Origin of the sequence: Gordonia sp. SCSIO 19800, assembly GCF_018132775.1 — a bacterium.
Classification (GTDB): Bacteria; Actinomycetota; Actinomycetes; order Mycobacteriales; family Mycobacteriaceae; genus Gordonia; species Gordonia hongkongensis.
On sequence record NZ_JAGRQM010000002.1, the window covers coordinates 109,496 to 134,869 of the forward strand.

27 protein-coding genes and 1 pseudogene are annotated in these 25,374 nt (G+C 67.1%); 24 read left to right on the plus strand and 4 right to left on the minus strand.

Features of this window, described 5'->3' with window-relative positions:
• The 10 genes and pseudogenes from KB201_RS02935 to KB201_RS02980 form a co-directional block, all read left to right on the plus strand.
• Window positions 1-94 (plus strand): annotated as a pseudogene (locus tag KB201_RS02935) (30S ribosomal protein S12); the annotation flags it as partial.
• A gap of 6 nt (window positions 95-100) precedes the next feature.
• Window positions 101-571 carry a 30S ribosomal protein S7 gene (gene rpsG, locus KB201_RS02940; RefSeq protein WP_004020595.1) on the plus strand — a complete coding sequence of 157 codons (471 nt, stop codon included), beginning with the start codon at window positions 101-103 and terminating at the stop codon, window positions 569-571.
• A 147-nt stretch (window positions 572-718) separates the two neighbouring features.
• Window positions 719-2,824: an elongation factor G gene (gene fusA / locus KB201_RS02945; protein WP_211538307.1), complete on the plus strand. Its 2,106-nt coding sequence runs from the start codon at window positions 719-721 to the stop codon at window positions 2,822-2,824.
• Between the two features lie 105 nt (window positions 2,825-2,929).
• On the plus strand, window positions 2,930-4,120 hold the full coding sequence (gene tuf / locus KB201_RS02950; RefSeq protein WP_004020593.1) for an elongation factor Tu: 1,191 nt from the start codon (window positions 2,930-2,932) through the stop codon (window positions 4,118-4,120).
• 331 nt (window positions 4,121-4,451) lie between these two features.
• Entirely contained in the window at window positions 4,452-5,996 is a 1,545-nt protein-coding gene (locus KB201_RS02955; protein ID WP_211538308.1) for a sugar ABC transporter ATP-binding protein, read from the plus strand.
• Between the two features lie 25 nt (window positions 5,997-6,021).
• On the plus strand, window positions 6,022-7,071 hold the full coding sequence (locus tag KB201_RS02960) for an ABC transporter permease (protein ID WP_211538309.1): 1,050 nt from the start codon (window positions 6,022-6,024) through the stop codon (window positions 7,069-7,071).
• A gap of 74 nt (window positions 7,072-7,145) precedes the next feature.
• Window positions 7,146-8,270 carry a sugar ABC transporter substrate-binding protein gene (locus KB201_RS02965; RefSeq protein WP_211538310.1) on the plus strand — a complete coding sequence of 375 codons (1,125 nt, stop codon included), beginning with the start codon at window positions 7,146-7,148 and terminating at the stop codon, window positions 8,268-8,270.
• A 194-nt stretch (window positions 8,271-8,464) separates the two neighbouring features.
• Window positions 8,465-9,358: an SHOCT domain-containing protein gene (locus KB201_RS02970; protein WP_249145020.1), complete on the plus strand. Its 894-nt coding sequence runs from the start codon at window positions 8,465-8,467 to the stop codon at window positions 9,356-9,358.
• 151 nt (window positions 9,359-9,509) lie between these two features.
• Entirely contained in the window at window positions 9,510-10,481 is a 972-nt protein-coding gene (locus KB201_RS02975) for an alpha/beta hydrolase family protein (RefSeq protein WP_211538311.1), read from the plus strand.
• 79 nt (window positions 10,482-10,560) lie between these two features.
• Window positions 10,561-11,307: an alpha/beta fold hydrolase gene (locus KB201_RS02980; protein WP_068970114.1), complete on the plus strand. Its 747-nt coding sequence runs from the start codon at window positions 10,561-10,563 to the stop codon at window positions 11,305-11,307.
• A 101-nt stretch (window positions 11,308-11,408) separates the two neighbouring features.
• On the opposite strand, the gene KB201_RS02985 is transcribed toward KB201_RS02980, so the two are convergent.
• Complete coding sequence (locus tag KB201_RS02985; protein WP_211538312.1) at window positions 11,409-12,344, minus strand: oxygenase MpaB family protein; 936 nt, start codon at window positions 12,342-12,344, stop codon at window positions 11,409-11,411.
• Window positions 12,345-12,428: 84 nt separating this feature from the next.
• Here KB201_RS02985 and KB201_RS02990 point away from each other — a divergent pair, with 84 nt between their 5' ends.
• The 10 genes from KB201_RS02990 (at window position 12,429) to KB201_RS03035 (ending at window position 19,816) form a co-directional block, all read left to right on the plus strand.
• Window positions 12,429-13,442, plus strand: coding sequence for an o-succinylbenzoate synthase (locus KB201_RS02990; protein ID WP_065629667.1), 1,014 nt, complete (start codon window positions 12,429-12,431; stop codon window positions 13,440-13,442).
• Between the two features lie 100 nt (window positions 13,443-13,542).
• On the plus strand, window positions 13,543-13,776 hold the full coding sequence (locus KB201_RS02995) for a hypothetical protein (RefSeq protein ID WP_211538313.1): 234 nt from the start codon (window positions 13,543-13,545) through the stop codon (window positions 13,774-13,776).
• A complete protein-coding gene (locus KB201_RS03000) occupies window positions 13,773-14,405 on the plus strand; it encodes a TetR/AcrR family transcriptional regulator (protein WP_065629665.1) in 633 nt (210 codons plus the stop codon). Before KB201_RS02995 ends, KB201_RS03000 begins: the two co-directional genes overlap by 4 nt.
• Window positions 14,406-14,480: 75 nt before the next feature.
• Entirely contained in the window at window positions 14,481-15,410 is a 930-nt protein-coding gene (locus KB201_RS03005) for an SDR family oxidoreductase (protein WP_211538314.1), read from the plus strand.
• Between the two features lie 11 nt (window positions 15,411-15,421).
• Entirely contained in the window at window positions 15,422-16,018 is a 597-nt protein-coding gene (locus KB201_RS03010; protein ID WP_211538315.1) for a hypothetical protein, read from the plus strand.
• Complete coding sequence (locus tag KB201_RS03015) at window positions 16,015-16,554, plus strand: hypothetical protein (protein WP_078113120.1); 540 nt, start codon at window positions 16,015-16,017, stop codon at window positions 16,552-16,554. The genes KB201_RS03010 and KB201_RS03015 overlap by 4 nt, the downstream gene beginning before the upstream one ends.
• A gap of 28 nt (window positions 16,555-16,582) precedes the next feature.
• On the plus strand, window positions 16,583-17,221 hold the full coding sequence (locus KB201_RS03020) for a hypothetical protein (protein ID WP_211538316.1): 639 nt from the start codon (window positions 16,583-16,585) through the stop codon (window positions 17,219-17,221).
• A complete protein-coding gene (locus tag KB201_RS03025; protein ID WP_211538317.1) occupies window positions 17,218-17,790 on the plus strand; it encodes a hypothetical protein in 573 nt (190 codons plus the stop codon). Before KB201_RS03020 ends, KB201_RS03025 begins: the two co-directional genes overlap by 4 nt.
• A gap of 87 nt (window positions 17,791-17,877) precedes the next feature.
• A complete protein-coding gene (locus KB201_RS03030; protein WP_211538318.1) occupies window positions 17,878-19,071 on the plus strand; it encodes an NAD(P)/FAD-dependent oxidoreductase in 1,194 nt (397 codons plus the stop codon).
• Window positions 19,072-19,078: 7 nt separating this feature from the next.
• The gene (locus KB201_RS03035; RefSeq protein ID WP_211538319.1) at window positions 19,079-19,816 is read left to right on the plus strand and encodes a DNA alkylation repair protein; all 738 of its coding nucleotides are present in this window, start codon (window positions 19,079-19,081) and stop codon (window positions 19,814-19,816) included.
• An 8-nt stretch (window positions 19,817-19,824) separates the two neighbouring features.
• Here the strand turns inward: KB201_RS03035 and KB201_RS03040 are convergent, their stop codons facing one another.
• From KB201_RS03040 to mftR, 3 genes are all read right to left on the minus strand, one after another.
• Window positions 19,825-20,214, minus strand: a complete 390-nt coding sequence (locus KB201_RS03040) for a hypothetical protein (RefSeq protein WP_211538320.1) — start codon at window positions 20,212-20,214, stop codon at window positions 19,825-19,827.
• A gap of 52 nt (window positions 20,215-20,266) precedes the next feature.
• On the minus strand, window positions 20,267-21,325 hold the full coding sequence (locus tag KB201_RS03045; RefSeq protein WP_211538321.1) for a ferredoxin--NADP reductase: 1,059 nt from the start codon (window positions 21,323-21,325) through the stop codon (window positions 20,267-20,269).
• Window positions 21,326-21,456: 131 nt separating this feature from the next.
• Window positions 21,457-22,074 carry a mycofactocin system transcriptional regulator gene (gene mftR / locus KB201_RS03050; RefSeq protein ID WP_211538322.1) on the minus strand — a complete coding sequence of 206 codons (618 nt, stop codon included), beginning with the start codon at window positions 22,072-22,074 and terminating at the stop codon, window positions 21,457-21,459.
• 158 nt (window positions 22,075-22,232) lie between these two features.
• On the opposite strand from mftR, the gene mftA reads away from it, so the two are divergent.
• The 4 genes from mftA to mftD all read left to right on the plus strand — a co-directional run bounded on the left by mftA (window position 22,233) and on the right by mftD (window position 25,359).
• Window positions 22,233-22,340, plus strand: coding sequence for a mycofactocin precursor MftA (gene mftA, locus KB201_RS03055; protein WP_058252362.1), 108 nt, complete (start codon window positions 22,233-22,235; stop codon window positions 22,338-22,340).
• Window positions 22,340-22,690 carry a mycofactocin biosynthesis chaperone MftB gene (gene mftB, locus KB201_RS03060; protein WP_058252361.1) on the plus strand — a complete coding sequence of 117 codons (351 nt, stop codon included), beginning with the start codon at window positions 22,340-22,342 and terminating at the stop codon, window positions 22,688-22,690. The genes mftA and mftB overlap by 1 nt, the downstream gene beginning before the upstream one ends.
• A gap of 73 nt (window positions 22,691-22,763) precedes the next feature.
• Window positions 22,764-24,059: a mycofactocin radical SAM maturase gene (mftC, locus tag KB201_RS03065; protein ID WP_211538323.1), complete on the plus strand. Its 1,296-nt coding sequence runs from the start codon at window positions 22,764-22,766 to the stop codon at window positions 24,057-24,059.
• 100 nt (window positions 24,060-24,159) lie between these two features.
• Window positions 24,160-25,359, plus strand: coding sequence for a pre-mycofactocin synthase MftD (gene mftD, locus KB201_RS03070; RefSeq protein ID WP_211538324.1), 1,200 nt, complete (start codon window positions 24,160-24,162; stop codon window positions 25,357-25,359).
• Window positions 25,360-25,374 lie beyond the last annotated feature (15 nt).

Below are 25,374 nucleotides of genomic sequence, written 5' to 3' on the forward strand. Positions count from 1 at the left end.
GCGCTACAAGATCATCCGCGGCTCGCTCGACACCCAGGGTGTCAAGGACCGCAAGCAGGCTCGCAGCCGCTACGGCGCCAAGAAGGGGAACTGATAAGTCATGCCACGTAAAGGACCCGCTCCCAAGCGCCCCCTCATCAACGATCCCGTCTACGGTTCGCCGCTGGTCACCCAGCTGGTCAACAAGATCCTGCTGGACGGCAAGAAGTCGACCGCCGAGCGCATCGTCTACGGCGCCCTCGAGCAGGCTCGCGACAAGACCGGCACCGATCCGGTCGTCACCCTCAAGCGCGCTCTCGACAACGTGAAGCCCACCCTCGAGGTGAAGAGCCGCCGCGTCGGTGGTGCCACCTACCAGGTGCCGATCGAGGTCAAGCCGAACCGCGCCAACACCCTCGCGCTCCGCTGGCTCGTCAGCTTCAGCCGTCAGCGTCGTGAGAAGACCATGGTCGAGCGTCTCGCCAACGAGCTGCTGGACGCGTCCAACGGTCTCGGTGCTTCGGTGAAGCGCCGCGAGGACACCCACAAGATGGCCGAGGCCAACCGGGCGTTCGCGCACTACCGCTGGTAATCGACCCCAAACCGGGTACTGGGCGCTCGGCGCGAAGCGACGACCGCCCAGTCCACCCGAACTCGTTCGGGTGGGGGCGAGCGCAGCGAGCCCGGGGCTGATAAGTGAAGACAGCCTTTAGTCCGAAATCTTCCCGAAGGGAACTTGATGGCACAGGAAGTGCTCAGCGACCTGAACAAGGTTCGCAACATCGGCATCATGGCCCACATCGATGCCGGCAAGACCACCGCCACCGAGCGAATCCTCTTCTACACCGGTGTGAACTACAAGATCGGTGAAACCCACGACGGTGCCTCGACCACCGACTGGATGGAGCAGGAGAAGGAGCGGGGGATCACCATCACCTCCGCGGCGGTGACGTGTTTCTGGAACAAGAACCAGATCAACATCATCGACACCCCCGGCCACGTCGACTTCACCGTCGAGGTGGAGCGCAGCCTCCGCGTGCTCGACGGCGCGGTCGCCGTGTTCGACGGCAAGGAAGGCGTCGAGCCGCAGTCCGAGCAGGTCTGGCGTCAGGCGGAGAAGTACGACGTCCCGCGTATCTGCTTCGTCAACAAGATGGACAAGCTCGGTGCGGACTTCTTCTTCACCGTGCGCACCATCGAGGAGCGCCTCGGCGCCAAGCCGCTGGTCCTGCAGCTGCCGATCGGCGCCGAGGACAACTTCGACGGCGTCGTCGACCTCATCGAGCAGAAGGCGATCACCTGGCGCGGAACCGTCGAGATCGGCGCTGCGCCGACCTTCGAGGAGATCCCCGCCGACCTGGTCGATCAGGCTGCGGAGTACCGCGAGAAGCTCCTCGAGACGGTCGCCGAGACCGACGAGGCCCTGCTCGAGAAGTACTTCGGCGGCGAAGAGCTGACCACCGAGGAGATCAAGGGCGCGATCCGCAAGCTCACGATCGCCCGTGAGTTCTACCCGGTGATCTGTGGCTCGGCGTTCAAGAACAAGGGCGTGCAGCCCATGCTCGACGCGATCATCGACTACCTGCCGTCCCCGCTGGACGTGCCGTCGGTCGAGGGTCACGCCGTGGGCGACGAGGAGGAGATCCTCTCGCGCAAGCCGTCCGCGGACGAGCCGTTCTCGGCTCTCGCGTTCAAGATCGCGGCTCACCCGTTCTTCGGCAAGCTCACCTTCGTGCGCGTGTACTCCGGCAAGATCAATGCCGGCACCCAGGTGCTCAACGCCACCAAGGGCAAGAAGGAGCGCGTCGGCAAGCTCTTCCAGATGCATGCCAACAAGGAGAACCCGGTCGAGGACGCCACCGCGGGCCACATCTACGCGATGATCGGTCTCAAGGACACCACCACCGGTGACACCCTGTGCGATTCGGCGTCGCCGATCGTGCTCGAGTCCATGAGCTTCCCGGACCCGGTCATCAACGTGTCGATCGAGCCGAAGACCAAGTCCGACCAGGAGAAGCTGGGCACCGCGATCCAGAAGCTCGCCGAAGAGGACCCGACCTTCTCGGTCCAGCTCGACGAGGAGACCGGCCAGACCGTCATCGGCGGTATGGGCGAGCTCCACCTCGACATCCTCGTCGACCGCATGAAGCGCGAGTTCAAGGTCGAGGCCAACGTCGGCAAGCCGCAGGTGGCCTACCGCGAGACCATCCGCAAGACGGTCGAGAAGCACGAGTTCACCCACAAGAAGCAGACCGGTGGATCGGGCCAGTTCGCAAAGGTCATCATCAAGCTCGAGCCCCTGGTGGACGCCGAGGACGGTGCGACCTACGAGTTCGCCAACGCCGTCACCGGTGGCCGCGTCCCGCGCGAGTACATCCCGTCGGTGGACGCCGGTGCCCAGGACGCCATGCAGTACGGTGTCCTCGCCGGATACCCGCTGGTGAACCTGAAGGTCACCCTGCTCGACGGTCAGTACCACGACGTCGACTCCTCGGAGATGGCGTTCAAGATCGCCGGCTCGCAGGCCCTGAAGGAAGCTGCGCGGATGGCCGGTCCGGTCATCCTCGAGCCCCTGATGGCCGTCGAGGTCACGACTCCCGAGGACTACATGGGTGACGTGATCGGCGACCTGAACTCCCGCCGTGGCCAGATCCAGGCCATGGAGGAGCGCAGTGGTGCGCGTGTCGTGAAGGCACAGGTGCCGCTGTCGGAGATGTTCGGCTACATCGGAGACCTCCGGTCGAAGACCCAGGGCCGGGCAAACTACTCCATGGTGTTCGATTCGTACGCGGAGGTTCCCGCGAACGTGTCGAAGGAAATCATCGCGAAGGCCACCGGCGAGTAAATCCGGTCCTAGCGACATGCGCCGACCAGTTCTGCGCACCAACGTAAGAAGAAAACCCCTGCTGGGATCCGCCCAGTAGAGCAACAAGTCCAGGAGGACAATCAAGTGGCGAAGGCGAAGTTCGAGCGGACCAAGCCGCACGTGAACATCGGCACCATCGGTCACGTCGACCACGGCAAGACCACGCTGACCGCGGCCATCACCAAGGTGCTGCACGACAAGTACCCGGACCTCAACAAGAGCTTCGCGTTCGATCAGATCGACAAGGCTCCCGAGGAAAAAGCTCGCGGTATCACGATCAACATCTCGCACGTCGAGTACGAGACCGAGAAGCGTCACTACGCCCACGTCGACGCCCCCGGTCACGCCGACTACATCAAGAACATGATCACCGGTGCTGCCCAGATGGACGGCGCGATCCTCGTGGTCGCCGCCACCGACGGCCCGATGCCGCAGACCCGCGAGCACGTGCTGCTGGCCCGCCAGGTCGGTGTGCCCTACATCCTGGTCGCCCTGAACAAGGCCGACATGGTCGACGACGACGAGATCATCGAGCTCGTCGAGATGGAGGTCCGCGAACTGCTGGCCGCCCAGGAGTTCGACGAGGAAGCCCCGGTCGTCAAGGTCTCGGCTCTCAAGGCCCTCGAGGGTGACCCCGAGTGGACCAAGTCGGTCGAAGAGCTCATGGCTGCCGTCGACGAGTCGATCCCGGACCCGGTCCGCGAGACCGAGAAGCCGTTCCTCATGCCCGTCGAGGACGTCTTCACCATCACCGGCCGCGGCACCGTGGTCACCGGTCGTGTGGAGCGCGGCGAGGTCAACGTGAACGAGGAAGTCGAGATCGTCGGCATCCGCGAGAAGAGCACCAAGACCACCGTCACCGGTATCGAGATGTTCCACAAGCTCCTCGATTCGGCACAGGCAGGCGACAACGCCGGTCTGCTGCTCCGCGGCCTCAAGCGTGAGGACGTCGAGCGCGGTCAGGTCATCGTGAAGCCGGGCACCACGACCCCGCACACCGAGTTCGAGGGCCAGGCGTACATCCTGTCCAAGGACGAGGGCGGCCGTCACACCCCGTTCTTCAACAACTACCGTCCGCAGTTCTACTTCCGTACCACGGACGTGACCGGCGTCGTGACCCTCCCCGAGGGCACCGAGATGGTCATGCCGGGCGACAACACCGAGATGAGCGTCAAGCTCATCCAGCCGGTCGCCATGGACGAGGGCCTGCGTTTCGCCATCCGCGAGGGTGGCCGCACCGTCGGTGCGGGTCGAGTCACCAAGATCACCAAGTGATCTCGTTCTGACTCACTGACTCTCTGAGTCGAAGGCGCCCGGTCACGAAAGTGGCCGGGCGCCTTTTTCGTGCCCGGTCACCATGTGGCCGGGCGCCTTTCGTGCGTCGACAGCACCGCGCACAGCCTCCCGCGTTTCTTGACGCGCCGATCACTAAGATTCACGCCTCAGTGAAGGCTCTGACGACCCCGCTGGACTCTAGCGTCTCGAGGGCCGCTGCGCCCCAACTTTTTAAAGTTCCGCAGACTGCTGGACAGATCTATGTACATAGTTCACTATGATCCAGATAACACAGGTCGGGATAAAGTAACTTCGATCACGTGAGGTGCTGATGGTCGAGGCGCTCGAGGTTGCGAACCTCTCCAAATCTTTCGGTGGCCAGCGGGCGCTGGCCGACGTCTCGCTCTCCCTCGGCCCCGGCGAGATACGCGCGCTGGTCGGTCAGAACGGGTGTGGCAAGTCGACTCTGATCAAGGTTCTCGCGGGTTACCACGAGCCGGATCCGGGTGCAACGATCCTCGTGGGCGGGAACGAGCTGCACCTCGGTGTGCCCGGCAGCGGTGAGACCGCCGGCCTTCGGTTCGTCCATCAGGAACTGGGTCTCGTCGGCTCCCTGGACGTGGTCGACAACATGGCCCTCGGCCACGGCTACCGGCGAACGCGTCTGGGCACCATCGATTTTCGCGCTGAGCGTCGGCACGCACGATCAGCGTTGGACGAGCTGGGCATCGACCTCGACCTCAGGAAGCGCGCGTCCGACCTGAGTATGAGTGAGCGGACGATGCTCGCGATGGCGCGCGCGGTCCAGGGGGGCAGCGGTTCGGCCAAGGTGCTGGTGCTCGACGAGCCCACCGCCAATCTCCCGGCAGCAGAGGCCATTCGGCTGTTCGACCTGGTGCGCAGAATCCGAGACTCCGGCGTCGCGGTGCTGTTCGTCTCCCATCACCTGCCGGAGGTGTTCGACCTCTGCGACACGGTCACCGTCCTGCGGGACGGCAACGTGGTGACCACGCGTCCGCTGACGGGTCTCGACGAGGACGCGCTGGTTGCGCTCATGATCGGGACCCGAACGCCCGGAGCCCCATCCTCGCTTCCGGCCAGACAGCAGACCGCGCCGCCTGGTGGCGGTCTCGAGCGGTCCGCAATGCTCGATGTGTCGCAGATGTCCTGCGGGAACATCACCGGGTTCGATCTCTCTGTCGGGGCGGGCGAGGTCGTCGGGATCGCCGGGATCACTGGTTCCGGACGCGAATCGGTCGTTCCGGCACTGTTCGGCGGGATCGGCCGGGTCGGCACCATGACAGTCGACGGTGTGGTTGTGCGCGCCGACCGGCCGGACATCTCGATGGCAGCCGGGATGGGATGTGTGCCGGCGGAACGGTTGACGAACGCCGCGTTCGCGACGGCGTCGCTCCGGGAGAACGTTTCCGTGGCTGACCCGTGGGCCCACGCCATGGCGGGATTTCTTCGCCTGAAGCGCGAGAAGTCCGATGTGGCAACGTGGCTCGACCGGCTCGGGGTGCGCCCGGCCGGCGACACCGAACGTCAGCTCGGCACCCTCAGCGGTGGCAATCAGCAGAAGGTGATGCTCGCGCGTTGGCTTCGCCGCCATCCCCGGGTTCTCCTGCTCGACGAACCGACACAGGGTGTCGATGTCGGCGCGCAAGCCGACATCCATGCGCTCATCGATGACGCCGCCTCGGCCGGAGCGGCGGTGCTCGTCGTCTCCACCGACCACGCCGAGCTGACACGTTTGTGCGACCGGGTCGTCGTCCTCGCGGCGGGACGGATCGTCGACGAACTCCGGCGGCCGAACATCGATCCCGACGAGCTGACCGCCTCGACGCTCAAGACCTCCGCTCACGTACATGCGTAAGACCTCAGAACCGAAAGGACCCGCGATGACCACACAGTCATCCGAAGAAGTGCCGACCGCGTCCCGTGGCGGTGGTGCCGACGGCAATACGCCCGCGGGCCCGGGCGGGCTCGGCCCCGAATCGGCCCGACGTCGGCGCGTGGTGTCCCTGGGCCTTGATCGGTTCAGCGGCATCTACGTGTGGGTGGCCATCATCGTGTTGTTTGCGCTGTGGATCCCGGACACTTTCCTCACCGAGGGCAACCTCAGGATCATCGCCGGTGATCAGGCCATCACCGCGATCCTGGCGATCGGTCTGATCGTGCCGCTGGCGGCCGGGGTCTTCGACCTCTCCATCGCAGGCGTGATGGGCTTCTCGGTCGCCATGGTCTCGTATCAACTGTCCCTGGGGATCAGCGCGACGGTCGCGATACTCACCACGCTGCTGTGCGGAGCCCTCATCGGTGCCGTCAACGGCTTCGTGGTCGTCCGGCTGAAGGTGGACTCCTTCATCGCGACGCTGGGAATGTCGAGCATCATGCTGGCGGGGACGTACTGGGTCACCGACGGCAAACAGATCACCGAGGGGTTCACCGACGGTTTCCTCGGGCTCGGAAGCGGTATGTTCCTGGGTCTTCCGTTGCCCTTCTACTACATGGTGGTGGTGGCGGCGGTCATGTATGTCCTTCTCGAGAAGACCCCGCTGGGGCGGTACCTGTACGCCACCGGCGGAAATCGGCAGGCAGCCCGGCTCGCGGGTCTGCGCGTCGAGCGGATCATGTTCGGTTCCCTGGTCACCTCCGCGACAGTCGCGGCGCTGGCCGGCGTCGTGCTGGCCGCCAAGCTCGGCACGGCTGCGCCCGATATCGGGCCGTCGTACTTGTTGCCGGCGTTCTCGGCGGTCTTCCTGGGCTCGACACAGATACGGGCGGGACGAGTCAACGTGCTGGGCACCCTCGTCGCCATCTACCTGCTGGCCACCGGGGTCAAGGGACTCCAGCTCGCGGGCGCGCCGAGCTTCGTCAACGACCTCTTCAACGGCCTCGCCCTCATCATCGCGGTCGCGCTGGCCGCCCGTACGGCACGACGTTCGTGACGAACGCTCGCTGCCTCCTTCTGCCGCTGCGGCGGATCCCCATCGGCCGAGAGGCCATCGTGAAAGGAAACCGAGTGAGAACCAAGTCCTGGGTGCAGACGATGATCGCGGTGGCCGCCGTCGGTGCCGTCGCCACCGCCTGCTCGAGTGCCGACGGTGGGGGTTCGGGTGAGCCCGCAGATGTCTCGGCGGCGCGTAGCGTCGCGGATCAATACGAAAGTCCCCCTGATGGATTGGTGCTCACAACTCCGCTGAGTCGCGCTCCGCAAGCGGGTAAGTACGTGATCAGCATCGAGACGCCACAACCGATCTCGAGTGCAAAGGACGACGCGATCCAACAGGCCGCGGATCTCCTGGGGTGGCGCTACCAGCGAATCCTGCAGGGTACTGACGCCGATGCCGGTCCGAAGGCGATGGACCAGGCGATCGCTCTCGGGCCGGACGCGATCCACATCTCGGGCACGCCGCTGTCGATGTTGTCGACGCAGATCGAACGCGCCTCGGACGCCGGGATCCCGGTCATCGCCGACAGTGTGGGCGACGATCCGGTGCCCGGGGTGATCTCGACCTCGCTCGACGGCACCAAGCAGGTCCAGGAATGGGGCAAGATGGTCGCGAGCCAGGTCGTCGCCGACAGCGATGGTGAGGCCAACATCGCGGTCTTCACCATCACCGACTACCCGATCCTCAATGTCTTCACCGATGCCTTCACCGCACAGATGAAGACACTCTGCCCCGGCTGTCGTGTCGAGACGATCAATCAACAGGTGACGGACCTGGGTACCAAGACGCCGCAGAGTGTGGTCAGCACGCTGCAACGTGATCCCGAGATCAACTATGCGCTCTTCTCGTTCGGGGACCTGGTGCTGGGCGTCGACGCGGCGCTTCGAGCCGCGGGGCTCCAGGATCAGGTGCGATTCGCCGGTCAGACGCCGACGCCGGCCAACCTCGCATCACTGAAAGACGGAGACGACAGTGTGTGGGTCGGCTTTCCGGTGCAGATCCTCGGCTGGCGTGTGATCGACATGCTTGCCAGGCAGTTCAACGGCGACGATCTGAAACCAGCCGATGATGCGTTCTTGCCGACCCAGTTGCTCAACAGCGACAACATCGGGACTGCGGTTCTCGATCCGAAGACGGGGTTCTACGTCGGCGTGGCCGACTATCAGGACCAGTTCGAAAAGCTCTGGCTCAAGTAGCGCGCACCAGGCGCGGTCACGTCAGGCGCTCGGTCACATGTGTGACCGAGCGTCTCGCGTGGTACGGCCAGTGAGCGAGGCGCGCGCTCCCTGGTTCTCGTGACACATTCACTCACGACCCGCCTGTCGTTCCATGGCCGGACGCTGTGTCATAAGGGCTTCCGTCACCGCAGGTCCGCGCCTAGAGTTCGCGCATGACCATGTTCGGAGAGTCGGGGACCGGGCCACGTGTTCCTGCCCATGTGTGGAGTGCCGTGGGCACTTTCGCGTTTGTCATGCTGTGCGGGATCGTCGGTCCGATCTTCCTCGTCGCCTACTTCGTGATCGATGCACCCGACACGGAGTGGATGCTGTGGACCGGGATCGGCATCACCGTGCTCGATGTCGTTCTCGGCGTTGCCATCGCGTGGTTCAACTATCGGGGTGGCGCCAAGCTGGAACGCCTGCGCGCCGCCGGAGTGTTCGGCATCGCCGAGATCACCTCGATCGGTCAGACGAATGTCGAGATCAACGACCAGCCGCTGATGAAGCTCGGGCTCCGGATCCACGCCGAGGGACTCGCTCCGTTCGAGGTGTCGACGAGGAAGGTCGTGCAGCATTACCAGCAGCCGCTGCTGCACGCCCGTCGGTTGGCCGTGATGGTCGATCCCGAGTCCCAGGACTTCGAGATCGACTGGCAGGCAACCGCTTTGCTCGCCGGTTCGGTGCTGGCCAGGTTCACCTCCGAAGAAGACGGCCGGACCTACGATCTCACCGGCCAGGCGGAACCGTTGGGGGAGATCCTGCAGATCCTCGGACGTCACGGGGTGGCGGGCAGTGGCGTGATCGATCTGCGGTCCAATCCCGCGGCCCGAGCGGAAGTCATGGAGGTCGTGCGCGGCTGGGCGGGAGTCCGGGCGGATTCGGCGAGCTCGTCTCGGATGGACCCCCCGTCGTTCACCAAGGCCGGTGGCGGGTCGGGCCGGGGTGGTGACCCGGGCCGTTCGCCGGCCGAACGGCTCGCGTCGCTGGACGAACTGCGCCGCACCGGCGCGGTCACCGAGGAGGAGTACGCGCGGGCGCGTCAGCGCATCGTCGACGATCTCTGAGGATGCGTGGATGGTCTGTAACAAGGTGAATCCTCTGCCACATACGCCACTTCATTCACTGTAGTCACTCTGGTCACCACTCGATATCGATGTCGATGCCCTAGGGTCACAGCCGTGGCATTGCTGATCGTCGTCGAATTACAGTTCGTCGGTGCAGCTTTCACTACGGCCACGTCGGCTTGCCCGCCGACGTCGAGCCTTCGCGTTCGCCCTCGCGCTCCTCGCGGTGGTCGGCGTGGTCACCATCGGGTCGGGTAACGCGTCCGCGTCGGCCGCGTTCGGCAGGTTCCACGTGTCTGGCTGCGGCATGCCGAGCACCCCGGTCGACACCTGGACCCGGTGGGGCAACAGCAAAACCGTCATCGCTCTCGACGGTCTTCGCGCGACCGGTGACATCAGTGGCTGGCGTCGCGACACGCGTGTCCACCGCATCGCCGACTCCGGCGTCAACGTGATCCAACCGGTCGGAGGTCTCGCGAGCTTCTACACCGATTGGGAAGCGGCGAGCCCGGCCAACAAGGTCGGATATCGCTATCGGTGGACGTGCCGACTCGACACCATCGTGCGCGAACTCGACGCGCGCGGACTCGCCGTCGGCCCGCTGGGCAAATACGCGATCATGGGCATCTCCATGGGCGGTAACGCGGCGATGGTCTACGGGGCGTACCACCGCAAGCGCATCTCGCACGTCTTCTCGATGTCCGGCTACCTGAACCTGTCCGCGCCCACGATGCGAGAGGCTGTTCGGCTCGCGTTGATCGACGCCGGGGTCGGGGCGGGGGTCGGTCCGTTCAGCGCGGACGCCATGTGGGGACCGCCCTGGAGTGACCGGTGGACGCGCAACGATGCACTCGTCCAGCTGCCGCGGATGCGCGGGATGAAGATCCGCATCGGGTCCGGTTCGGCGACATGGGGTCCGCACAACGCCGACGCCGTGGCCTCGGTCAAGGGCACACCGCTGGAGGTGGTGTCGCTCGCGCAGACCCGGTCGTTCGAAGTCGCGGCCGCGTTGCGGGGCATCCCGGTCACGACGGACTTCCCGTCCGTCGGGACACACGCTTGGGGGTACTGGGAGGACATGGTGTGGCGCGCCAAGAACAGCGGCTGGTTCCGCGACCGGTGAGCAGCGGTCCGGGCGAGGTGCGGAGGGCCGGGTGGAGTGTGACGGCTCCCGCACGGCCGACGTTCGTAAGCTGACGGTCATGCGTGTTCTGCGTCGAAGCGGCGACCCCGACCTCGCGGTCCGGATCGCGGGGGAGGCCGACCGGGGCGTACCGGTCGTCCTCGTGCACGGGATGGCATCGGACCATTCGACCTGGCGCCGGCTCGCGACGGCACTCCGCGCCCGCGGGCGTGCGGTGATCAGCGTGGACCTCCGTGGACACGGGCGCAGCGGCCGGGCCCGTGAGGTCTACCGGCTCGACGACTTCCGCGACGACCTGGCCTATGTCCTCGACACCCTCGGGATCGCGGTCGCCGACGTGGTCGGCCATTCGCTCGGTGCCCACACCGCGCTGCGACTGGCCATGCGTGAGCCCACGAGAATCCGACGCCTGGTGCTCGAAGAGGTGCCGCCGATGCCCCGCGACGAGGCCGATCTGTCCGAGGGCATCGCCATGCGCGCCACCCTGGGCGAGCAGATTCGTGGGCTGATCGCGCTCGCGCGCAACCCCTTTCCGGTCATCCGCTACGACGGCCGGATGGGCGACCAGATCGTCGCCGAATTCGACGTCTGCGCGCCGCACTGGTGGTCGGAGCTGCCGGATGTGCAGGCCACCGCCATGGTCATCTCGGGTGGCGAGAAGAGCTTTCTGCCCCCGCGCCACCTGCGGACCCTCAGCGACGCCCTGCCGAACTCGCGGTTCGTCACCATCGAGGCGGGGCACAGCGTTCACCGCGACCGCGCCGAGGAGTTCGTCACCCACGTCGACGGGTTCCTCGGGCACTGACCCTTCGTGACGGCCCTCCGCAGGCTCCGGGCCTCCCCAGGGAGCGGAAGCGGCCGCCGCCCTCCGCAAGCTTCGGGCGCTCCTAAAGAAGCGAAGCGCTATCAGGCGGGCTTGTTGTGCAGCGGTCGCGGGTCGATCCCGACCTTGCGCCAGGCGTCGTAGGCCCAGGGGACGTAGAGGTACTTGAGCGGCAGGCGGTTGATCAACGGGTTGGCAGCCCGCATGAGGGCGGCGAACCGTTGGAAGTTCTTCTCGCGCCTGTCGTTCCACTCGAGGTCGCACACGTCACGCATCTGCTGGGGCAGCGTTCCGACGACAACGGTGCGGATGAAGGCGTTCAACGGAAGCGACAGGATCTTCCACACGGGCAAGGGGATCTTCTTGGGGCAGGGGAGTCCCTGCCGGATGTAACCGGTGGCGTAGACGATCGTCTTGTGCGGCACGAACCGGTCGAGCATGTCTTCCCAATACTGGACGAACTCCTCGTACGTCTGCGGCTGCCCGCGATCGCTCACCCCGTAGAGCTGATACCAGACCTTGCTCTCCTCGAAAATCTGGACCTTCTCGGCGTAACTCAGGCGTCGGATGAAGGTGTCGGTGATGTAGAGGACCTGGTCGACGAACGTCGCGTGCGCCCAGTAGAACAGCTCCGGATTGAGTGCGTGGTACCGCGATCCGTCACTGATGGTGCCCTTGATGTCGCGGTGGAAGTCGCGCACCGTGCGCCCCCACTTCTCCGGCTCGGTGCTGTACACGGTCCGCATGACCGGGGGGCCGGTCCGCTTGGCCCGGCCGAGGAAGTCGCTGAAGATGATCGAGTGATCGAGCACGGCCTGGCCGAGTTGTTCGATGCAGTTCTCGGTGCCGGCCAGACGCTGGAAGCCCAGCAGTCCGCGGTTGTCGCCGTAGAACTTCCACACGAGCGAGTCGGCGCCCAGACGTGGCGAGGCGATCTCGCCCGCGGTGTCCGGAGTGTCGTCGACGATCATCGGCTCTGCCTCGCGGATACCGGCGTCGAATCCCTGGTTGACTGACATGGCGGCGAGAATATCGCACTTGGAACAAACTTGGAAGGTTGTTCCAACGACGCGGGGTGATCTGTATGCGGAGAGGGAGGACGGATGATGCGGGGCAGGCAACCGGACTGGGCGCTTCCCGACGTCGAGGAGGTCCTCGCTTCCGCTGTCGCGGTGCGCCTGCCGATGCGTACGAGATTCCGCGGCCTGACCACGCGCGAGACGATGGTCTTCGCGGGGCCGGCGGGTTGGGGGGAGTTCGGTCCGTTCGTCGAGTACGACGACCCGGAGGCGGCCTCGTGGCTGCGGGCCGGCATCGAGGCCGCCTGGGTCGGCCCTCCCGCCGCGGTCCGCGACACCGTCCCGGTCAACGCGACCGTGCCCGCCATCCCCGCCGACGAGGTCGACGCATTGCTGCAGCGATACCCCGGCGCGGGAACCGCGAAGGTCAAGGTCGCCGAACCGGGGCAGACCCTCGACGACGACGTCGCCCGGGTCGCGGCGACGCGGGAGCTCATCGGCAGGGTGCGCATCGATGCGAACGGCGGCTGGACCGTCGACGAGGCCATCGCCGCCCTGCGCGCCATCGGTGAGGTCGAGTATGCCGAACAGCCCTGTCGCACAGTCGAAGAACTGGCGGCCGTGCGTCGGGCGGTCGAGGTGCCGATCGCTGCCGACGAATCCATCAGGAAGGCCGAGGACCCGTACCGTGTCGTCGCGGCCGACGCTGCTGACGTGGCGGTGGTCAAGGTCGCGCCGCTCGGCGGCATGCGCGCAACCCTCCAGCTCGCCGAGAACCTGGGACTCGACATCGTGGTCTCGAGTGCCCTCGACAGCGCGATCGGGATGGCCGCCGGCGTGGCTGCCGCGGCCGCGCTACCGCGCCTGGAGCTCGCGTGCGGGCTGGGCACCGGGTCGTTGCTCGCCGCGGATGTCGCCGCGTCCTTCCAGATGGTCGACGGCTCGGTGGGAACGCGATGGTTCGGCACCGACGCCTCGGTCGACGTGCGCGGACTCGCGGTCGAAGAAGAGCGTCAGCATTGGTGGCGCGAGCGTCTGCGGCGGTGTCACCGCCTGCTGACGATGGACGGGTCGCCCACGGGTCGCGGGCGAGGATAGGAACGCATTTTCCGATCTGTCTCAACGTGGTCTATCATGCGATGTGGGTCACATGCCGACCGTCCGTACCCGGGGCGGCCGTTGCGGGAGGGAGACGATCATGGCCTCGGTTCTGGCGACAGTGCCGGCAGCAGTCGATTCGGTCGGCGTCCCGTCTCCCGACCGCGACGGAACCCCGTTGCACGTCGGCCGGGGTCGCGGTGCCCGCGGACACCGGACCGCCGGGCTGTATTTTGACCAGATGGAGATCACGGAGATCAGACATCGCCGGCTGCACGAAAACCACTGGTCGGCACCCGAGGACTCGCTGCCCGCCACCCGTCGGCGGCGATGACCGTGGCAGGCACCGGAACCAAGGCCGACAGCAGGAATCGGACCTCGACGCGTAAGGTCCGCAACACCGCCAGCCCGGCCGACCAGGAAGCCGCGATCCTCGCGGCTGCCGGGGCGGAGTTCGCCGAGGTCGGTGTCCGCCGCGCGAACATCGACGAGGTCGCCGCGCGGGCTGGAGTGAGCCGCAGCACCTTGTACCGGCGCTTTCCGAACAAGGATGCGCTGCTCTACGCGGTGGCCAACGACGCCTACGAGACGGGCATGCAGAAACTCGAGGCCTCGGTGAAGGGGCTCGGACCCAAGGCCGCGCTGGTGGAGGCGTTCGCCGTCGGCGCCGAGTGGGTCAACTCCGATCCGCTGCTGAGCCGGATCGTCCTCACCGACTCCGAGATCAAGAGCGTCACGGCGACGATGACGTCGTTGTTCATCGACATGGTCACCGACCGGGTCGCGGCCACACTCCGCGACGAGGGTGCGCAGATGCCCGTCGAGGATCTGCTGGAAGCCGTCGAGATCCATGTGCGACTGGTGATCTCACTGCTGGAGACGCCGCCGTCGGACCCTGCTCGCAACGAACCCCAGCGCGTTCGGGATTTCGCCGCCAAGTTCCTCGCACCGATGATCTGGTGAAACCCCACCGGAGATGACGGGCCACGCCGGCCCCGTTCCTCTCGTCTGAAGTCCGCATCCACCGAAGGAGATCCAATGAGTCTGCGTGACAAGCTGTCCCGCACACCCGACCACGACGCGATCCGCGCCGCGCTACGGGACAAGGTCGTGGTCATCACCGGCGGCGCGCGTGGCATCGGATTCGAGACCGCGACCCAGCTGTCCGAGGCGGGGGCCAGGGTCGCGATCGGTGATGTGGATTCCGAGGCGGTGGGCAAGGCCGCCGCCGACCTCGGTTGCGAGGGCATCGAGGTGGACGTGACCAAACGCGAGTCCTTCGATGCGTTCCTGACCGAGGTCGAAAACCGGCTCGGACCGATCGACGTGCTCGTGAACAACGCCGGGATCATGCCGGTCGGACCGTTCCTCTCCTACGACGACACGATCATCCGCCGGACGTACGAGATCGACGTCCTGGGCGTGATCATCGGATGCCAGGAGGCGGCCCGCCGGATGGCGCCCCGCCGGACCGGCCACATCGTGAACATCGCATCGACGGCCGGGCGCATACCCACCCCCGGCCTCACCATCTACAACGGCGCCAAGGCAGCCGTCATCGAGTTCTCCGAGGCGCTGGGCGCCGAGCTGGAGCCGCAGGGCGTCGCCGTCAGCGCGGTACTCCCCACGTTCACGCGAACCGCCCTGATCTCCGGCCTGCAGACCAACAAGTTCATCCAGACCGTCGAGCCCGGCGAGGTGGCGTCGATCGTCGTGCAGACGATCGCGCGGCCGGTGGTCCGCGTCTACGCGCCCCGGTCGATGCGGTGGGCGGAGTCGGGCGCGTTGTTCCCGCAGGCGATGAAGCGGTGGTCGCGCCGGTTGACCAAGCTGGACTCGATCTTCCTGAGCCCCGACCAGCAGGCGCGCGCGGCATATTCCAGCCGGATCCGCGGTGAGAAGATCGACACCCGGGCGCCGGGCGACAGTCTGACGCAGCCCCAGGAGAGCACGCCCCTGTCGTCGTGAAGAGGGACGGCATGGGTGCTCGGTCGGGGGCGCAGGAGGTGTCCGCCGACCGGGCCGCGAGACGCGAGCTGCGCGAGGCACTGGACGATCTGCACGCCCTCGAGGTCGAGGCCGGACTCCGTCGGCGCCTGTCGCGGCTCCGCTGGGTCGTCGCGGTCGTGGTCCTCGTCGTCGCGCTCGTGCTCGCGGGGGTGGCGGTGACCGCGTGGCAGCGAGACCGTGAGCGGTACTCCGATGCCGAACTCCAGTCCGCGGCGGCCGACCGGGTTGCGGTGCTCATCGCCCCGAACAGCCGAGACGATCGGCGCGCCCAGCGCATCCTGGCCGGCGCCACCGGCACCTTCTACGACGAGTTCGCCCAATCCGCCGACAGCTACACCGAATTCATCCGGGCCAACGGCACCGTCGCGCAGTCCTCCGTCGACGGCACGGGGATCTCCGTCCGGACCGGCGACACCGCCACGGTCCTCGTCGCGGCCACCGTCGTCTTCACCGGTGGGGCGGCGCCGGCCGAGACCGGCGACCGGGCGCGCAGATTCCGGTTGCGGGTGCTCATCACACCGGCCGACGACACGCTGAAACTGAGTGCGGTGCAGTACCTTCCATGACGCCACCGACTCACACCCCGGGCGTCGAGCCGGTCCCGGGACGCGGAACGACCCGGCCCATCGGGGTGCGAGGTGCCGCCATCCGCCTCGCGATCGCGGCGGTTGTCCTGGTCGCGACGCTCGTCGTGGTGCTCGCCCTGTGGAACTCGCACCGTACCGGCTCCGACGTCGCGGAGAGCCGAGACCAGTTGCGAGCACAGGCGGGAACGATCGTCGCGGACGTGTTCTCGGTCGATGCGGACCGCTGGCAGCAGGACCGGACGCGGGCGCGGGAGCGGGTCGCCGACGAGTTCACCGACAGCTACGGGGCCCAGCTCGATCGGCCCCCGCCCGAGGGGACGTCGTCGGTGACCTGGCGCCCCGAGGTCGTCAGCATCGTCGCGGTCGACGCCGCGGAGGGGGAGGCGCTGCTGCGTGTCGTGGTGACAGTACGTCCGGCCGCGGGGCCGGCGACGACCGTTCAACGCACGGTCCTGGCCCGCTACGCGCGGTCGGACGACACATGGCTCCTCGCGGCGGCGGATGTGATCGGATGAGCGTCCAAAGGAATCTGCGGGTGCGGCGATGACCGAGAACATCACCACGCGAATCGAACTCGCCCGCGCCCGGGTCGACGCGGCGACCCGACGGGCGCGCACCGCCCGGATCGTCGCCGCGCCGGCGCTCCGGGCGCGTGCGGCACGCCGGACACAGACGGTGCGCCGGACTCTCGTCGGAGCAGCGATCGCGGTGGTCGTCCTCGTTGGCGTCGCCGGCTTTCTTGCCTGGCAGATCCGCGGCCAGCAGGCGGCGACCGAGTTGCAGGACGACGTGCTCGCATCCGCCCGCGGCGCCGTCACCGTCATGCTGACCGCCGACCCGGCCGACCCCGAAGGCTACGTGGTACGCGTGGCGGAGGTGAGCACCGGACCGCAGCTGAAACGGATCGACGCCGCCCGGGAGGCACTGGTGACAGAGGTGGGCGGGCAACGGGGTTCGAGTGTCGGGCAAGTGATCTCGGCCGGGCTCGTCACCGATCCGTCGTCCGACGACATCGGTGGAAGCGTGGACGTGCTCGTCGTCGCCGACGCGACGAACCCGGCGCTCCTGGGCGGGTCGGGGGACGGTTCGGAGATCGACACCACCGGAGAGCGGATCACGGCGCTGATCACCATGACGCGCACCGACGGCGGCTGGAAGATCGCCGAGGCGAGGCGTCCATGACCGCCGCCGACGACCGGGTCCTGCTACCGGCACGGCCGACCCGAACCCAACGCATCCGCATGCGGCTTCTCATCGCCGCATCGGCGGTATCCCTGGTGGTCGCGGCGATCGCGGGCGCCGCGACCCTGCGCCCCGATCCCGACCCGACCGAGGCGCAACGCAGCGAGATCCTCAGCGCGGCTGCGGCTGCCGTGAGTGCGCTTCTGACCTATTCGCCCGACGACCCCGCCGACCGGCGGCAGGCGACCGACGCGTTGCTGACCGACCCGCTACGCCTGGAGTACCGGAACCGCGGCACCGACGTCGTGATTCCCGGCGTCCGTGCATCAGCGTTGTCGGTGACCGGCGAGGTCGTCGGTGCCGGACTGCAGGAGGGCGACTCGGAACGCGCCCGGGTGCTCGTCTTCGCCGACCAGCGGGTGACAGCCGGGTCCGGTTCACCGGCACCGGGTGCCGCGAGCCGTCCACCGGCCGAGACGACCTCTATCGCCCGGTGGGCACTTATGCGTAAGGTCGACGGGAATTGGCTGCTGTCCGACCTGCAACCGGTCGGCGACGTGACCCGTTGAGACATGAGATGCCCGGCCCCGGGCGGTCCGCGCGACCGCCGGCGCAGACGGGTGCTCGCGGGTGGGATGACGAAAAGGGGACCAGAGATGAGTGCATCGAGCGCGGGTGTGGTGATAGTCGGGGCCGGACTCGGCGGGATCCGGGTCGCGGAGAACCTGCGGAACAACGGTTTCACCGATCCGATCACCCTCGTCGGAGCCGAAGCGCATCCGCCGTACGACCGTCCGCCGCTGTCGAAGTCGGTGCTGCTGGGCAAGGACGACCGCGTCGATCTCAAACCCGCGGAGTTCTACGAGGACTCCGACATCACGCTGCGACTCGGTGAAGCGGTGACCGCGGTGGCACCGACGGACCGGACGATCACGCTGGCCTCCGGCGCCACCGTCGCCTACGACACCCTCGTACTGGCGACCGGGCTCGATCCACGGCCGTTTGCCGGCCTCACGGAGAACGTCCGAGGCGCGCACGTGCTCCGCACCTACGACGACGCGGTGGCGCTGCGTGGCGAGATCGATTCCGCGAGCACCGCAGTCGTCATCGGCGCCGGCTTCATCGGATGCGAGGTGGCGGCCGGCCTCTCGGCCCGCGGACTGGCGGTCAGCCTCGTCGAACCGGCTCCGACGCCGCTCGCCGTGGCGCTGGGGGAGCGGATCGGCGCCCTGGTGTCGCGGTTGCACGTGGCCAACGGCATCGATCTGCGGACCGGGGTCGGGGTCGCGAAGATCGACGTGTCCGACGGGCGGGTCAGCGCGGTCGAACTCACCGACGGCACCACCCTGCCCGCCGACATCGTCGTCGTCGGTATCGGTTCGACCCCGGTGACCGGGTATCTGGACGGTTCGGGCATCGAACTCGCCGCGCGCGAGGTCGGGGGTGGGATCGCCTGTGATGCAACCGGACACACCAGCGCCGAGAACGTCTTCGCACTCGGCGACGTGGCGAACTGGCTCGACGAGGACGGGAGGCCGAAACGCGTCGAGCACTGGAACCACACGGTCGAGCAGGCCTCGGTCGTCGCGCACCAGATCACCGGTGGCGACGCGGTCACCGCGTCGGTCGCGTATTTCTGGAGCGACCAGTTCGACGTCAAGATCCAGGTACTCGGCTCTCCGCGCGCCGATGACGAGGTCCACGTCGTCGACGACGACGGCAAGAAGTTCGTCGCGTACTACAGCCGGGACGGCGTGCTCACCGGCGTGGTGGGCGCCGGCAAGGTGGGTGCCGTGATGAAGACCCGGCCGAAGCTGCAGACCCCCACGCCCGTGGCGGATCTGCTGTAGTGACGCAATGACGGATACGCCCACCGCTGCGCGGGTGCGTGATGCGGCAGCCGTGGTGGCCGACCCGGAACTCGCGCTCGGCCAGGCCGCGTTCTTCCAGGCCCGACCGGGGGGATACGGGGAGGGCGATGAATTCCTCGGAATCCGTGTACCGGTACAACGGAAGCTCGCGAAGGGGTTCCGCGGCATCGCGCCGGATCAGGTCGTCGAGTTGCTCGACTCACCGATCCACGAGCATCGCCTGATCGCATTGTTCCTCCTGCGTGAGGAGTTCGAACGCGAGCTACGCCGCGGCGGCGACGGCAAGGGCTGGGTCGACCTCTACCTCGACGCGGTGCGCCGCGGCCGGGTGAACAACTGGGATCTCGTCGACTCGTCCGCCGATCCTGTCCTCGGCGAATACTGCCGGCGCAGCGGCGAACTCGATCTCGTCCTGCAACACGCACGGGACGATGATCTGTGGCGGCGCCGGGTGGGGGTGATCGCGACCTTCGCCTTCATCAAGCACGGCGACCCGGCGGCACTGCTCGCGGTGGCGCCGCTCGTCCGCGACGACCGACGGGATCTCATCCAGAAGGCATTCGGCTGGATGCTGCGGGAGGTCGGCAAACGAGTCGACGAGACCGTCCTGCTCGGCTACCTGGACGACAACGCTGCCCGGATGGGCCGCACCGCACTGTCATACGCGCTCGAGCACCGGACCCCGGAGGAGCGCACGCACTACCGCGCCCTCCGGGATTCGTGACGACAGGGTCAGCCCTCGCGTGCGACCTTCGCGGCGGCCCAGATCATCGGGAACTGGAACGGCAACCGGGCCAGGGCGACGATCTTGTAGGGCAGCGGCCGGTCCCACCACAGCCGGACCATGTTGATGTTGGCGGGATAGACGGCGAGGAACAGCAGCACGGACGCCGCGCCGGCGGCGCGTCGGGTCTTCGGAGCGAGAAGTGCCGCGCCCAAACCGATCTCGGCAACACCGGAAGCGTAGGTCAGCGTGCGGGGGTCGCCGGGGATCTCCTCCGGGATGATCTCGTCGAACGGTTTGGGTGCCACTAAGTGGAGCACTCCGATGCTGATGAGCATCGCGGCGAGGCCACGGGCGAGCTGGACGGGGTCGAGCCGGGAACCGCGGATGGTGCTCACGTCGTCGTTCTCCTTCGATGGACCGGTGACTGTACGAACTCGAACCACTCTCTCAGAATTCGATCTTCAGCGTGTCCGATGTCGGATGCGCCTGACAGCCGAGGATGTACCCGTCCTCGATGTCCTCGGGGTCGAGCGCGCCGGCGTTGTCCATGTCGACGCTGCCCTCGGTGAGAGTGCAGGCGCACGAACCGCACTCACCCTCCTGGCAGGAATACGGCGCATCGAGTCCGGCGGCGAGCATGATGTCGACGAGAGTTCGTGAGCGAGGCCAGGTCAGGGTGTGGGTCTCACCGTCGAGCTCCACCTCGACGGTGGCGGCACCCGCCTGCTCCTCCTCACTCACCTCGCCGAGTTCGACGTCGGCGAACGGGTCGCCGGACAGCGAGTTGTAGACCTCGGTGTGGACGTTGTGGTGCGGGAAGTTCGCGTCCGACAGACCCTTGTGGACGGCATCCATGAACGGGCCCGGTCCGCACATGTAGGCGACGTGCGACGTCGCGTAGGGCGCGAAAGCCGTTGCCAGAGCGGCCGCACTCGGCAGACCCTGGAGTGATTCGAGCCAGTGGACGAGGGTGAGCCGATCCGGGTGGGCGGCCAGGAGTTCTCGGAGTTCGGCGGCGAAGATCACGTCGGCGACGTCCCGGTTGGCATAGAAGAAGACGATCGGTGCGCCGCCCTTCTCGAGGGCCGCCTTGAGGATCGACATCACCGGCGTGACACCGCTGCCCGCCGCGATGAGCAGCAATGGGGTGTCATAGGACTTCGGGGTGAACACGCCCGACGGCGGCAGCACCTCGACCTGGGTGCCGGGGGAGAGGTTGTCGCACACCCAGTTGGATCCGTAGCCGTCGGCGGTGCGCTTCACGGTCACCTTGGGCCGCGGGTCGGTGAACGGCGACGACGCGAGGGAGTAGCAGCGCGCGACCGAGCCGGTCTGCTCGCTCGGAATCCGTAGCGTGAGGAACTGCCCCGGTTTGTAATCGGTGAACGGCTTCGGCGAGGCCTCGGGTACCTCGAAGGCGATGGACTTGGCCTCGGCCGTCTCGTCGATCACCTCGGACACCGTGAGGATCACGCTGCGTGAACCGTGAGGGGTCAGGTCAGACATGTGCGCAGTCTCCGCCGTCGAGGACCGGCACCCCGGCCCAAATTAGAACACGTTCTACTTCAGCCTAGCGCAACGACCGGTGTTCCCACGAGGGGCTTGCGGTCGATCCCGTGCGGCCGTTGCCAGCGTAGTCACGCCAGGGCCGCCACGCCGTCGGCCACGGTGCGCGCGCCGGACTCGATGAGCGTCTCCAGGTCGGCATCGGGGTCGTCGAGCCATTTCTCGTACGCGGCGAGGGCGGCACCGAGACACAGCCAGCCGATGGTCTGCGGCAGGTGATCGCGGACATCGACGCCCAGCCGGGTCGCGCAGAACTCGGCGATGACCTGACGCCAGTCGGCATAGACGATCATCGAATGTGCCTGCAGCGCAGGCACCCCGAGGAGGAGGGACATACGTCGGCGATGGTTGTCGAGTTCCTCGGCGGGCACCCGGTTGAACGAGACGAGGGCGTCGACGAGGGCCTGTGCCATCGGCGTCTCGGGCGGGATACCGGCGAGGAGAGTGCGTAGTTCGAGGAGATGGTCGTCGAACTCGCCCCAGGGGATCTCGTTCTTTGACGAGTAATACCGGAACAGTGTGCGCCGGGCTATCCCGGCCGCCTCGGCGATGTCGTCGACGCTGGTGTCCTCGAAGCCCTGGGTGGTGAAGAGGCGGATCGCGAGTGCGCTGATCTGCGCACGCGACGTGATGGGGCGCCGGCCCGGCGGGGTACGTGCGGGGTCGTCACCGCGCATCTTCGTGGTCATCGGGACCTCAGCCTATGGGACCGGTGTCGTCCGGATCGACAGAACCGTCCACCTGGCCATTCGGGCAGTTCGCTCGCGAACGCTGGATTTCTGCACCGAGTGCCACTATAGTATGTCGTGATCCACATCACTAACCCACCAACCAGGAGGTATGGATCATGGCAGATCAGTCCGCTGCGACCAGTCACAGCTCGAACGACACCGAACTCCTCGCCGAGTCACTCGTCGAAGAGGTCTCGATCGACGGGATGTGCGGGGTCTACTGATGTCAGCCCCGACATCGAATCCGATCTCCGGCGACCGTTCCGCGGTCGCCGGGGTCCGGTTCGACACCCCAGCCGAGGCGCCCGGTTTCGACACGCTCGAGCCGTGGCGGCTCAATCCGAAGGTCGCTCTGCGGCCGGAACCGTTCGGCGCGCTGCTGTACCACTTCGGTACGCGCAAGCTGTCGTTCCTCAAGAACCTCACCGTCGTCGGCATCGTGCAATCCCTCGCCGACCACGACTCGGCGGAGGCCGCCCTCCTCGCCGCCGGGATCTCGCCCGCCCAACGTCCCCTGTACCTGCAGGCGCTCACCGCCCTCGCCGACAGCGGCATGATCGTGCCCCGCTCCTGAGCGATCAGGCCCGACGTCCCGGCCCGGACGTCCCAGTCCCGAACCGACAGCCCCGAATCCAAGGACCTCAACGATGACGACCATCGAGATGCCGCCCACAGCAACCGAATTCGCGAGTGCGCTCCGGGCGCCCGCGCCGACCACCGGCGAGGTGCCGAAGGTGGGCCGGCTCGTCGACCAGTTCGAGAAGGGTCTCGACGCCCCCATCTGCCTCACCTGGGAACTGACCTACGCATGCAACCTCGCGTGCGTGCACTGCCTGTCGTCGTCGGGCAAACGCGATCCCCGCGAGCTGTCCACCGAACAGTGCAAGGCGATCATCGACGAGCTGCAGCGCATGCAGGTCTTCTACGTCAACATCGGCGGCGGCGAACCGACCGTTCGTCCGGACTTCTGGGAGCTCGTCGACTACGCCACCAGCCACCAGGTGGGGGTGAAGTTCTCCACCAACGGCCTGCGCATCGACAAGAAGGTGGCTGCGAGACTCGCGGCGTCGGATTATGTCGACGTCCAGATCTCGCTGGACGGGGCGACCGCGGAGGTCAACGACGCGGTTCGCGGTCCGGGTTCGTTCGACATGGCCGTCCGTGCGCTGGAGAACCTGGCAGAGGCGGGTTTCGCCGACGCCAAGATCAGCGTCGTCATGACACGACAGAACGTCGCGCAACTCGACGAGTTCAAGGCGCTCGCCGACCGCTACAACGCCACGCTGCGCATCACCCGGTTGCGTCCCTCCGGCCGGGGCGCCGACGTGTGGGATGACCTGCATCCGTTGCCGCACCAGCAGCGAGAACTCTACGACTGGCTTGTCGCACACGGTGATCGAGTGCTGACCGGTGACTCGTTCTTCCATCTGTCGGCGTTCGGTTCCGATTCCGGCGGCGGCCTCCCCGGCCTCAATCTGTGTGGTGCGGGACGCGTGGTCTGTCTCATCGACCCGGTCGGCGACGTGTACGCATGCCCGTTCGCGATCCACGAGAACTTCCTCGCCGGGAACATCCTCTCCGACGGCGGCTTCCAGGAGATCTGGCAGCGGTCGGACCTGTTCACCGAATTGCGCGAACCGCAGAACGCCGGCGCCTGCACCAAGTGCGCGCATTTCGACGCCTGCCGCGGCGGCTGCATGGCCGCGAAGTTCTTCACCGGCCTCCCGCTCGCCGGCCCCGACCCGGAGTGCGTGCAGGGTTACGGTGAGGAACTCCTCGCCGGCGACCGCACGAAACCGACCGCCAACAAGGACCATTCACGCGGTACGCCGCTGACCCTGATGACCCGGCGCCCCGACGGCGACCTGACCCCGGTGGCCTCGCGTCCCACCAAGTCCTGTGACGAGAACCCGCTCGCCGGGTTCACCCCCGCCGCGCGGTAGATCGCCCGCGGTACACCACGGGGCGCCGTCGTCAGAACCGGCGCCCCGTCTCCATGAGAGCCAACCGGTCTCCATGGATGGATCAATGAGTAGGAAGCACATGTCTGCCAACCCCTGGGCCCGAAATCCCTGGTTCGAGACCGTCACCGAAGCACAGCGACGGGCCAAGAAGCGTCTGCCCAAATCGGTGTACTCGTCGCTCGTCGCCGGCACGCAGGCCGGTGTCACCGTCGACGACAACGTCCGCGCGTTCTCCGAACTGGGCTGGGCGCCGCACGTCGTCGGTGCGCAGGCCGACCGCGAGATGACGACAACGGTGATGGGAGAGGAGATCTCGTTCCCGGTCATGATCTCGCCGACCGGCGTGCAGGCCGTCGACCCGGACGGTGAGGTGGCCGTGGCCCGCGCGGCGGCCGCCCGTGGCACCGCGATGGGACTGTCGAGCTTCGCCTCGCACGCGGTCGAAGAGGTCACCGCCGTCAACGACAAGGTCCACTTCCAGATCTACTGGCTGGGCAGCCGCGACGAGATCCTCGCCCGAGCCGAGCGCGCCAAGGCGGCCGGTGCGAAAGGTCTCATCGTCACCACCGACTGGGTCTTCAACGTCGGGCGCGACTGGGGCAGCCCCGAGATCCCCGAGAAGGTCAACCTCAAGGCGCTGCTGCGCCTGGGGCCGGAGATCGCGGTCAAGCCGCGGTACGCACTCGACTGGGTCAAGGGCGGAAAGATCAACATCCCCGACCTGACCGCACCCAACCTCACACCGCAGGGGGTGCCGGGACCGACGTTCTTCGGCGCCTACGGCTCGTGGATGAGCACCCCGCCGCCCACCTGGGAAGACCTGAAGTGGTTGCGCGAGCAGTGGGATGGGCCGTTCATGGTCAAGGGCATCACCCGCCTCGACGATGCCAAGCGTGCGGTGGACATCGGCGCAACCGCACTGTCGGTGTCCAACCACGGTGGCAACAACCTCGACGGCACCCCCGCCACGATCCGCCTTCTCCCCGACATCGCGACGGCCGTGGGCAACGACATCGAGGTCCTGCTCGACGGTGGTATCCGACGCGGCAGCGATGTGGCCAAGGCGTTGGCGCTCGGGGCCCGCGCGGTCATGATCGGGCGTGCGTACCTCTGGGGTCTCGCGGCCAACGGCCAGGCCGGTGTGGAGAACGTGCTAGACCTCCTGCGCATGGGACTCGACGGCGTGCTGATGGGTCTCGGCCACAAGAGCGTGCACGAGCTCTCGGCCGCCGACCTCGTCGTACCCGACGGCTTCACCCGCGCGTTCGGGCACGCCTGAACCGTTCGTCGGGCC

Coding starts and splice junctions, on each gene's coding strand:
- mftC (WP_211538323.1), top strand. CDS start 22,764: ATGACGACCATCGAGATGCCGCCCACAGCAACCGAATTCGCGAGTGCG.
- KB201_RS02955 (WP_211538308.1), top strand. CDS start 4,452: ATGGTCGAGGCGCTCGAGGTTGCGAACCTCTCCAAATCTTTCGGTGGC.
- KB201_RS03000 (WP_065629665.1), top strand. CDS start 13,773: ATGACCGTGGCAGGCACCGGAACCAAGGCCGACAGCAGGAATCGGACC.
- mftB (WP_058252361.1), top strand. CDS start 22,340: ATGTCAGCCCCGACATCGAATCCGATCTCCGGCGACCGTTCCGCGGTC.
- mftD (WP_211538324.1), top strand. CDS start 24,160: ATGTCTGCCAACCCCTGGGCCCGAAATCCCTGGTTCGAGACCGTCACC.
- mftR (WP_211538322.1), bottom strand. CDS start 22,074: ATGACCACGAAGATGCGCGGTGACGACCCCGCACGTACCCCGCCGGGC.
- KB201_RS03015 (WP_078113120.1), top strand. CDS start 16,015: ATGACGCCACCGACTCACACCCCGGGCGTCGAGCCGGTCCCGGGACGC.
- KB201_RS02990 (WP_065629667.1), top strand. CDS start 12,429: ATGATGCGGGGCAGGCAACCGGACTGGGCGCTTCCCGACGTCGAGGAG.
- KB201_RS02980 (WP_068970114.1), top strand. CDS start 10,561: ATGCGTGTTCTGCGTCGAAGCGGCGACCCCGACCTCGCGGTCCGGATC.
- KB201_RS02970 (WP_249145020.1), top strand. CDS start 8,465: ATGACCATGTTCGGAGAGTCGGGGACCGGGCCACGTGTTCCTGCCCAT.
- KB201_RS03045 (WP_211538321.1), bottom strand. CDS start 21,325: ATGTCTGACCTGACCCCTCACGGTTCACGCAGCGTGATCCTCACGGTG.
- KB201_RS03020 (WP_211538316.1), top strand. CDS start 16,583: ATGACCGAGAACATCACCACGCGAATCGAACTCGCCCGCGCCCGGGTC.
- fusA (WP_211538307.1), top strand. CDS start 719: ATGGCACAGGAAGTGCTCAGCGACCTGAACAAGGTTCGCAACATCGGC.
- KB201_RS03035 (WP_211538319.1), top strand. CDS start 19,079: ATGACGGATACGCCCACCGCTGCGCGGGTGCGTGATGCGGCAGCCGTG.
- KB201_RS02985 (WP_211538312.1), bottom strand. CDS start 12,344: ATGTCAGTCAACCAGGGATTCGACGCCGGTATCCGCGAGGCAGAGCCG.
- KB201_RS02995 (WP_211538313.1), top strand. CDS start 13,543: ATGGCCTCGGTTCTGGCGACAGTGCCGGCAGCAGTCGATTCGGTCGGC.
- KB201_RS03005 (WP_211538314.1), top strand. CDS start 14,481: ATGAGTCTGCGTGACAAGCTGTCCCGCACACCCGACCACGACGCGATC.
- mftA (WP_058252362.1), top strand. CDS start 22,233: ATGGCAGATCAGTCCGCTGCGACCAGTCACAGCTCGAACGACACCGAA.
- KB201_RS03010 (WP_211538315.1), top strand. CDS start 15,422: ATGGGTGCTCGGTCGGGGGCGCAGGAGGTGTCCGCCGACCGGGCCGCG.
- rpsG (WP_004020595.1), top strand. CDS start 101: ATGCCACGTAAAGGACCCGCTCCCAAGCGCCCCCTCATCAACGATCCC.
- KB201_RS03025 (WP_211538317.1), top strand. CDS start 17,218: ATGACCGCCGCCGACGACCGGGTCCTGCTACCGGCACGGCCGACCCGA.
- KB201_RS02960 (WP_211538309.1), top strand. CDS start 6,022: ATGACCACACAGTCATCCGAAGAAGTGCCGACCGCGTCCCGTGGCGGT.
- KB201_RS03030 (WP_211538318.1), top strand. CDS start 17,878: ATGAGTGCATCGAGCGCGGGTGTGGTGATAGTCGGGGCCGGACTCGGC.